Origin of the sequence: Thalassoglobus sp. JC818 (assembly GCF_040717535.1) — a bacterium.
In the GTDB taxonomy this organism is placed as follows: Bacteria; Planctomycetota; Planctomycetia; order Planctomycetales; family Planctomycetaceae; genus Thalassoglobus.
Map to the genome: position 1 here is coordinate 21,938 of NZ_JBFEFI010000019.1, position 8,979 is coordinate 30,916.

The 8,979-nt window shown below is 50.5% G+C and carries 7 protein-coding genes and 1 pseudogene; 5 read left to right on the forward strand and 3 right to left on the reverse strand.

Annotated elements, in window-relative coordinates; translation table 11 throughout:
* Positions 1-49 precede the first annotated feature (49 nt).
* Complete coding sequence (locus AB1L42_RS23345; protein WP_367062465.1) at positions 50-1,216, forward strand: putative glycoside hydrolase; 1,167 nt, start codon at positions 50-52, stop codon at positions 1,214-1,216.
* 504 nt (positions 1,217-1,720) lie between these two features.
* A complete protein-coding gene (locus tag AB1L42_RS23350) occupies positions 1,721-1,951 on the forward strand; it encodes a hypothetical protein (RefSeq protein WP_367062468.1) in 231 nt (76 codons plus the stop codon).
* Between the two features lie 8 nt (positions 1,952-1,959).
* On the opposite strand, the pseudogene AB1L42_RS23355 reads toward AB1L42_RS23350, so the two are convergent.
* Positions 1,960-2,412: pseudogene (locus AB1L42_RS23355) on the reverse strand (transposase); the annotation flags it as partial.
* Between the two features lie 810 nt (positions 2,413-3,222).
* On the opposite strand from AB1L42_RS23355, the gene AB1L42_RS23360 reads away from it, so the two are divergent.
* The gene (locus AB1L42_RS23360; protein ID WP_367062471.1) at positions 3,223-4,470 is read left to right on the forward strand and encodes a P-loop NTPase fold protein; all 1,248 of its coding nucleotides are present in this window, start codon (positions 3,223-3,225) and stop codon (positions 4,468-4,470) included.
* Positions 4,439-6,814, forward strand: a complete 2,376-nt coding sequence (locus AB1L42_RS23365) for a hypothetical protein (protein ID WP_367062474.1) — start codon at positions 4,439-4,441, stop codon at positions 6,812-6,814. Before AB1L42_RS23360 ends, AB1L42_RS23365 begins: the two co-directional genes overlap by 32 nt.
* A 245-nt stretch (positions 6,815-7,059) precedes the next feature.
* Here the strand turns inward: AB1L42_RS23365 and AB1L42_RS23370 are convergent, their stop codons facing one another.
* Complete coding sequence (locus tag AB1L42_RS23370) at positions 7,060-8,085, reverse strand: AAA domain-containing protein (RefSeq protein WP_367062477.1); 1,026 nt, start codon at positions 8,083-8,085, stop codon at positions 7,060-7,062.
* A gap of 26 nt (positions 8,086-8,111) precedes the next feature.
* Here AB1L42_RS23370 and AB1L42_RS23375 point away from each other — a divergent pair, with 26 nt between their 5' ends.
* Positions 8,112-8,423, forward strand: coding sequence for a hypothetical protein (locus tag AB1L42_RS23375; protein ID WP_367062480.1), 312 nt, complete (start codon positions 8,112-8,114; stop codon positions 8,421-8,423).
* A gap of 318 nt (positions 8,424-8,741) precedes the next feature.
* Here the strand turns inward: AB1L42_RS23375 and AB1L42_RS23380 are convergent.
* Positions 8,742-8,979, reverse strand: a 238-nt coding sequence (locus tag AB1L42_RS23380) for a hypothetical protein (protein ID WP_367062483.1), incomplete at its 5' end; no start/stop codon positions are given.

Genomic DNA, 8,979 nt, shown 5'->3' on the forward strand with positions numbered 1-8,979 from the left:
CAAAACTCGTAGCAGCACGCTTGTCATCGCAATCATCGGACTCCTGGTGATGTGGACGCCGGATTCGTTTGCTCTGGATGCAATTGAGATGCCCCAGGCAACGGACGACACAAAACCGAAGACTGCTTACCCGGAATTTACTTGGGATCGTATTCCGCTGTACATGCACGTCCGCAAGGCAAAATCCTTCACCGCGGAAGAAATCAGGTTCCTGAGTAAGTTCCCGCTGATCACTTTCGAGAAAGCGAACGGTCACGAAGATCACGACTCGGTCGAAGCGGGAACATTGATCGCGGCTCGGGCAGTAAAGGAGATCAATCCGAAGGCGACGATCCTGTACTATCGCAATGTGATCGTTCACTACGGCGGCTATGCAGCGAACAAAGGGCTTGAGGATATCTCTGGAGCCATGCTGCATGACGATCGCGGCAATACGAAACTGGTTCGCAATCGCATCTCGGCTTACGACTTGTCTAACTCGCAGCTGCGCGACTGGTGGCTTAATTCCTGCAAAATCATGACGGCCGATGCATCGATCGATGGCATCTTCATTGACGGCAACATCAAGGCACTCGAGCCAGGATACCTACGCCGACAGATCGGAGCGAATAAGAAAGAACAGACGATGGACGGCTACCACCTGTTAATGAAGCAAACGCGAGAAGCTATAGGCCCGAACAAACTGATGATCAGTAATATCCTTCGCGCACGTTTCGACGATGCAGGCCTTGAGTATCTGGATTACTTCGACGGATCCTACCTCGAAGGCTTCTTTCACAACGTGGGTGGGGTCAACTATGAAGAATATGTCGCCAAAGGCATCGACGCGATGCAACAAGCGGCACGCCAGGGAAAAATCATCGCGTTTAATGCCGGCTTCAACACTCCAGAGAACACCAGCGCACTCGGCATCGATGAAAGCCATGCAAAAGTCAACTCGGACGAGGCGGCGAGAGAAGCACTTATCTTTCCGTTGGCCATCTTTCTGATCTGCGCCGAAGAGCACAGTTACTTTCGCATCCACGAAGGATACTCGGCAGACGAAGACGACCGCTGGATGCGCTGGTTACCGGAATATGACCGCCCTCTTGGCCCGCCCAGCGGACCGGCAACGAAGGTCGGCTTTCGTTATTCTCGAAAGTTTCAACACGCAACCGTTCAAGTCGATATTCAGAAACGGACAGCGAGTATTCAGTGGCAGGATCTGGAGTCCTAAGAATGAGAAGCTATCCCAAATTCCGCTGCAACACCAAGGCTACCGCATAATTTATATACGATATATCTCCGATCACGTCATTGCAATTGAATTAACTCAACTACACCTGCTTTCAGTTGTTTTCAAGCTGATTCAACTGAAGCGTGGTAGAAAGTGGTAGTCGGCATTTGTGAACTCACTGGCAAACCAGCTCTCGAAAACTCATCGTCACTGCGCTCAGACGATATAGTAGAAGAGTCCCGATCTTTCACTGCCAGCAGGTAGACAAAAATGAACGAGCATACTCACTTCACCTCAGAAATGAATCATCCCACTCTGACTCAGGACAGAACGCTTGGTGACGTCTCGGAACAATGTTCATCGCCGCAACATGAAGAAACGAAATATTGCACATTCTGCTGCCGGCGAGTTTCAACCCGTCACTATTGGTCAGGCAGATGCCTAGAATGCCGGAGCAAACTTCGTTCACGGAACCGAGCGAATCAGCAAAGAAGGCGACATGCCATGAAGCGGATGTCCGCTTGGAGGCGATTCGATGTAAACCACATTATGGATTGGGAACATCTCGGACCGGCACTCCAAGATGTCATCTCCGTGGAAGGTGGTCTCAACGGTTTCCTGTCGTATGTCAAAGACAGCATTGAATCGAGAAGACTCGAGCACTCTGCAATGCAAGTTCGTGTCGTTGTCATCACGCTTCAACTTCTTCACCATCTGGAGAAACGAAATTCTTAGAGGCTGTTTCAATACCAGTTTAAGAATGGCAAGATGCAGGCGAGATGAGCGAATGCTTGGAAGAGTTGTGGGTAGTATTCCCGGCGGACTTCGAGTCGTCTTGAGTTCTTGAGCCAGCTCATCGTGCGTTCGACTTTCCACCGATGTGTGGTCAGTCTGCGAGCGGTCCTGCCGTCTTGCCGTTTGTGTTTGCGGTTCTTGCGATGTTTGGTGACTTGTTCGATACCGCGCTGGTCTAAGGCGTCGCGAAGCCAGTTCGCATCAGCGGCTTTATCGTACAACAGATAGTCGGGACGGTGATCGATCACCCGGACATCAACGAGCGTTTCGACAGCATGTACCTCAGCGATGTTGGCTCCACAGATGAACAGCGAGACTGGCAGGCCTTGCTCTTCGGTCAGCACCATGAGTTTGGTGCCTTTGCCGATCTTTGTTCGACCAACGTCTTCGCCCCTTTTTTGCTGATGAAAACTTTGCGTCGCCGATCATCTGCTTCCATTGGAGTCGACCACGACGATCGTGAAACTGAACCAGTCGTTGCCACGCCTGTTTGAGGAGACCATGTTCAGTCCATTCCTTCAGTCGACGCCAACATGTTGCAGGACTGAGGTACCGCTCTGGCCAGAGTGAAGAGAAACTGGCTTGCCATCGAGCACCAGTTCGGTGCCCCCATAGCCATGCCCTCCAGGCAGTGCCGCTGAGAATCTCTGGGACGTCCACCTCAACAGACGACAGGTGAGTCTGGAAACAGGTCTTCAATCAAAAGCCAATGTGAAGCCGAAAGATATGGTTTTGGAGCCGCCCTGAACCCTGTTTTATTGGACCGACGTGATGTCGGCCGACCGTACAGGGTAATGAGCATGAGTGTCTCCTTTCACTCCAACACCCATGCAACTCCTTCGCCAAACCTGTTCACTATTGCGAAGTGTTGAAAGCTCATCTACTCGAATGCGTGTACTGGTCGTGCCTGAAGGCTGAAGCTGCCGCGCGAAGCGTACTCTCAAGTTCGAGACTGCATCTAAATCGTTGACACGGTCTTCGCCCGTAAGCCTGCGGAAATTGATCAACTCACAGACTGCCGTGACATCAACAAATTCAGCAACCAGTTGCAGCTGCATCGGGCGAGGTGAAAACCGAGGGCTAACGGACCGTTGTTTTCCGTCGCAAACCCTTTTACAGTTCTCTTCCAAATTCTGTAGCGGCAACCGCCTCCCCGTCGTGGGATGGCTGTGTCAAAAAGTTGGCAGTTTTGTTCTTACATGGGCAAGAAAATGGAAGAGGAAAATAGAAAACGAGTTCCTCACACCATGGCGGAACTATTCAAGAATGTAACGAATTGCTTCCCCTCTTTCTCCGAAAAGTATGAACCGGCGACCAAAGAGGATCAGCTCGAAGCGCTTTTGCCTGTCTCAGATCCGCAAACTTACCAACGCTATGCCAGCGCGTTCAGCACAATCATCGAACAAAACGTCACCTGCGTATCTGTAACTGGTCCCTATGGTGCAGGAAAAACGAGTCTCATCAATGCTTTTTGCGACCACAACCCAAAGCTGAGATTCATTCGAATCTCGCTGGCGACTTTCGAGGGCGACAACGAAGAAGCAATATCATCAGACAGAATTGAAAAAAGCATTCTTCAGCAGCTGATCTACAGCGCGAGTAGAGAGCAGTTGGAGTATTCACGCTTTAAGAAGATTAGGAAGCCGACTTGGTTGCTAGCAAAGGCATTCCTCCTGAGTGTTTGTGCAATCTTGACGGGAGTAGCGATAAAGTACTGGAATCTGCTCGAACAATTCGCCTCTGAGGCGGATCACTGGAAGCACTTTGTGGTACTCGGGATTGTCGGATTATTTTGGTTAGCCTCTTTTCTCTATATCGTCTACAAAATTCTTAAGACGAGTTCGGGGCTCTCGGTCAAGAGACTGTCTCTCAAGAATGCCGAGATCGAGACCGAGGACAAATCTAAAGAGTCTGTGTTCAACAAGCACTTGGACGAGATCATTTACTTCTTCCAGGAAACTCCGTGTGACATCGTCATCATCGAAGACCTGGATCGTTTCGGAAAGACTGAGATCTTCACGAAAATTCGTGAGATCAATCAACTCATCAATGCCAATCCGGATGTAGGTCCACGAACAGAGAAGCCGATTGTCTTCCTCTTCGCGATCCGAGATGACCTGTTTAAGGGAAAGGACCGGACCAAGTTCTTCGATTTACTTATCCCAGTAATCCCTTTCGTTAGTGCAGGAAATGCTTACGACGTTCTCTACAAGAAACTAGTGAAGGCAGGACTTAGGGAGGGACTGCAAGAAAAGTTTCTTCGTCAGGTCACGGTCTATGTCACGGACAATCGTCACTTGGTGAATATCGTGAACGAGTACTCCCTATATCGCAACACCCTTTCTGACTCCAATCTCGATCCGAACAAGCTTTTTGCAATAATACTGTACAAAGTGTTTTTTTTCGAGCGATTTCGGCAAACTGCACATGAACAAAGGAGAGCTTGCAAACCTTGTTGAGGAGCTCCAGGAAAGAAGGCGTAAAAAGCGAGAGGAACTCAGCCACGAGCTGAAGCAGTTAAACGACGTGGAGAAGAAGGCTCGGGAAGGTCGAGTCCTTTACCGGGAAGCGTTGGTCTGTGCGTATCTCGGAGTCCTACAACGCCGAATCAACGGACCGGTAATGGGTTTTCGTGCTTTAAATGGAGGCCCGACGTTTGACGGACACGGCGACTATGAATCATTCCTAAAGGGGTTGAAGGAAAATCGCAAAATCAATGTGATAGATGGACACGGGCGCCAAGTGCGACAACTACCGGTTTCGGACTTGGAGGAGACCATACACCCAAGACTCTCAATCGATGATAAATTGCGCGAAATCGACAAAGCTGAACGCCTTGAAGAGCAGGGTCTTGTAGATCGTCGAAGTACTGTCGAACGAGAGTTGCGCGATGCTCGCTACTTACCGATGAAACGCCTTTTCGCTTTAAAGGAGATCACAGAAAAACTTTCGCAATTTGAGCATGGTGAGCTTTTCGTTTACCTCATTACAGAAGGGTTCCTTGGAGAAGACTACGACTATTATACATCATATTTTCATAAGGGCGCGATCACTCATGTCGACCGTGAATTCGTTCAAAGGTTCAACAAGGGTGATGAAATTGATTCTGGCGAGAAGATCGATACCCCAAATGAGATACTTCTAATCCTCGACGACGGTTTATTCGGCAAACCCCAAGGTTTCAATATCACCTTGGTAGATCATGTCCTCGGTGTGACGGTGGGCGTTCATCACGCGAGGTTGATTGAGGGGTTGATAGCGTTTCCAGACGAAGCCTTCCGATTTCTCGAAGCCTACTACGCGGAAGGAGAACATACTGCAAAACTGCTACGTACACTCATTCAGAATTGGGAAAACTTCCTCGAAGACGCGGCTGGATGCTCGAATCCGCTTCCTCACGTCAAGGAGATTCTTAGTAAAGCACTCAGTAATACCATCAAAGAGCTTCGGCAGCCAAGCAGGTTCACGCAACTCATTGAGAAATCCGGTCCGGACATCTTCGATCGTCCCGAACTCGCCGAAAGAATTCCATTGTTGGCGAAAAGCGGAATGTTAATCAGTGACATCAGTTTCTCGGGTCTTTCGAACGAATGTCGTATGGCAGCCATAGATGCCGTGACCGACCATGCGATCTGGGAGTTAACACCGAAGAACGTCTCCACAATTCTGGCGAAGCATGGAGTGGAAGCGAAGGTGGCCAAATCCGAGATGTTTCTCAGCTTGAAAAACGCTCCGCCGTCCGTGTTCCGTCATGTCGAAAAGCACATCAACAATTTCTTCGAGAATTGCTATCTGAAGGTGGACGAGACCGTCACCGAGCCTCAAGAGGGCGTCGAGATGTTGTTGTCCGTTCAGGGATTAAAAGAAGATCTGGGGAAACGGGTAGTTGAGAGACAAGAGGCACGACTCAGGTTCTTGGAAGTGCCTAAATGCTACTGGGCTACTGTCGTCGAGGAAGAAAAATTTGTTATCAACTGGGAGAACGTTGAAGATCTTTTTGACGAGACGGGCGATTTTGAGCAGCTTGCTCCAATTTTCAGATCACCTGATGTCGTCTCCGAGTTGGCCAAGGACGGGAAAAAAAATCAGCCGAAGCTCTTTGATCAGCTCGTCGAGTTCGATGAGATGGATTTGGAAAGCTACAAGAAGTTAATTCGTCCCGATTTAGGAAAGGTCGCCCACTATCCAACCACAATTGATAACAAGAAGAAACTCCACCTGATCCGCTTCGGAACGATCGAATTGAGTCAGGACACATACAGTTGGCTAGGAAGCGATCCTGAGCTTCGGGTGGCACTGATCGAGAAGCAATTCTCGACCTTTCAAGAGAAAATTGAAGATTGGCCGTTGGGAGAAAAGGAACTCGCTGGACTTCTGAAATCATCAATTCCGCTGGATGCGAAGAGGAAATTACTTCTGAACGCTGGAACGATTAACTGTGGAGAGGATGAGAAACTAACGAACGAGGTTGTGCAGATACTCGCCAACCCTGGGACAGCGATTGACGACTCTGACCAGAATTTCGTCGAAAAGGTTATCAAGGCCGTGCCAAAAGGCGATGCAGTCAACCTCCTCACCCTGATGATTCCGAAGTGGGACCAGGCTCGGGTGATGAGCAATCTTGAAGCAATTGGGGCTCCCTACGAAGAAATCGCCAAATACGGAAAGAGGCCGTTGATTGCAGAAAGCGAGATCAACCTGGCTCTGGTGAAATGCTTGAAGGAGGCGGACTTCATTTCAAAGTTCAAACGAGACGAAAAAGGTATTCGGATCATTACGAAAAGGAAGGATCATTCCGAGTAGGGGCGATGCCATCAAACGCAGCCGGTCGGAAACAGCTGCTGCGTTCTCAGGGCGAACTGTCGTCGGTCACGATCGATCCAAATCACAAGTGGCTGCGGTCAAATCGACTGGATGGTCAATCGGTACTTGCGGGAATACTTCGTTGGAGCAAAATATTTGGGACGAATCGTTGCGTTGGAATTTTGTGGCTTGGCCGAACGCTCGACGTGACCGTATCTTGATTCCCAAATGGTCTACGCATTCGCTCATTTGTTAAACTCCCCAATTATCACTCGCTCCCCGAGACGCTTGAGTAGACCAGATTTGAGATCGTCATCAAGCCGGGCTTCGAGTCGGCTCTTGATTTTCACGCTGAGCCGACGGAAGCCGAGTTCACGTGAGGTTTGTTTGACGAGATCGTCGAATGCCATCGCGCCAGCCTGTGTGAGCACATATTCTGCCGTCGATTGGATGACCGAGTCTGGCACGTCATCAATACTGTTGAACTGGAAATTAGGTCGCTTCGAAGCCGTTGGAGGCTCGACGTATTGCGGTTCGAACTCGTCCTCCTCAAACGCTTCGGAGTGGGACTGATACTGCGGTGGGGACAATGCAACAGAAGCATTGTATTCCGCAATAATTCGATTGATCTGGCGATTGGGATCTCGTATCCAGTCCGTCGACCAGATCCGAACAATCCGCCAGCCTAAGTTCTCCAAGATGGTTTGGCGAATGCGATCGCGATCGCGAGCGGTATTCGATGAGTGGTAAGTTGCCCCATCACACTCGACAGCCAGGCAGAACTCTCCCGGCCGCTCGGGGTGCTTTAAGGCGAGGTCAATTCGGAATCCACCACAGCCAACTTGTGGGACCGGATCAAGTCCTCTTCGAATCAGGGCAGCAGCGACTTCCTCCTCAAACGGGCTGTCGGCTTCAGCAGCAAATTCATTGATTGCTAACCCGAGAGTGTCGACCCCTTTCTCGGCGTAGTTAAGGTAGGCCTTCAAGAGGTGGGCTCCTGTGCTTTTACTGCCCGAAAGGTCCATGTCTGCTGAGCGGACCGATGTAACAAACACCAGCTCTTCTCGTGCACGCGTGACGGCCACGTTCAGCCGACGTTCGCCATTTTGGAGGTTGATCGGTCCAAAGCTTTTGGTGAATTTTCCAGAATCATTGAACCCATACCCCATTGACAAAAAAATCACATCGCGTTCGTCGCCCTGAACGTTCTCCAGGTTCTTGATGAATAACCGTGCGTCGACATCCCCGAAGTAATCGCCACTGTAGAACAAAGCGTCAACCTCGGGTTACCGAGTCCGTGATCAACGGCGTTCGAGACGGAAGCCATCGCCTCGCTGGCTTGTTGAAGCATTTGCGAAAAGCCCGGAACCTGCTCAGCGGCGATCACGTCATCCAGTTGATTCGCAAGGGATTCGTTCTGCCTGACAAGTATCAGGGCCTTCTCAGCCAGCGACCGGATCGACATTCCGTGTTTTGGACCCAGCCAATGAGTACACGCAGGGCCAGCGGATGCGGCAAGGCGGGTCGCCTTGCCAAGTTGACCGAGTTGCTCGATCCGCACCTCATTCGGTGCCACTCGGACGGTCATACGCTCCTGCTTCGAAGGTGAGTCCCCATGCAGTTGATCAAACGTCCAACATGCGAGGTAGCCTTTTCCAGTTGGCTGAACCGCAGCAAACTCAAGTCCGATCTCTTCGAACTCGCGTTCGACGTCCGCTTTTTAACGATCTTGGACCACCCCATGAGTGATTTCTGTCCCACTAGAAACTTTTATGGCGGTCAACAGAGGCTAGGCCCGAGCTCGACGCTGGCAGCATCTCGGGGAGGTATTCAAAGATAAGAGGGGGGCGTCCGACAAGAACCGCTGTCACGGCAGACCCTCAGCGCAACCTTCTTCATTCGGTAAAGTGGGAGGATCGGGTGATCGTTAACAATCCTGGATCAGATCGACGATTCGAGATCGGACTGAAGGTTGGAGCAGTGGCCAGACCTGAATCATCCAGAGCAAATCAGGAAGTTCAGCTAGTAAATCGCGGATGGCACCATTGGCAGCATCACTCTTTGCGCAAGGATCAGTAGCCGAGTCCGAAGTGCTTTCACGGCGGTCGTTCGCGCAAAGCAATTCGAATCCCCTAGCCTCCATCAGGAACGGTCGCATGTTTTCA

What these genes read in the sequence shown, in the direction of transcription:
- AB1L42_RS23365 (WP_367062474.1), top strand. Translation starts at nt 4,439, where the DNA reads ATGAACAAAGGAGAGCTTGCAAACCTTGTTGAGGAGCTCCAGGAAAGA.
- AB1L42_RS23360 (WP_367062471.1), top strand. Translation starts at nt 3,223, where the DNA reads ATGGAAGAGGAAAATAGAAAACGAGTTCCTCACACCATGGCGGAACTA.
- AB1L42_RS23345 (WP_367062465.1), top strand. Translation starts at nt 50, where the DNA reads ATGTGGACGCCGGATTCGTTTGCTCTGGATGCAATTGAGATGCCCCAG.
- AB1L42_RS23350 (WP_367062468.1), top strand. Translation starts at nt 1,721, where the DNA reads ATGAAGCGGATGTCCGCTTGGAGGCGATTCGATGTAAACCACATTATG.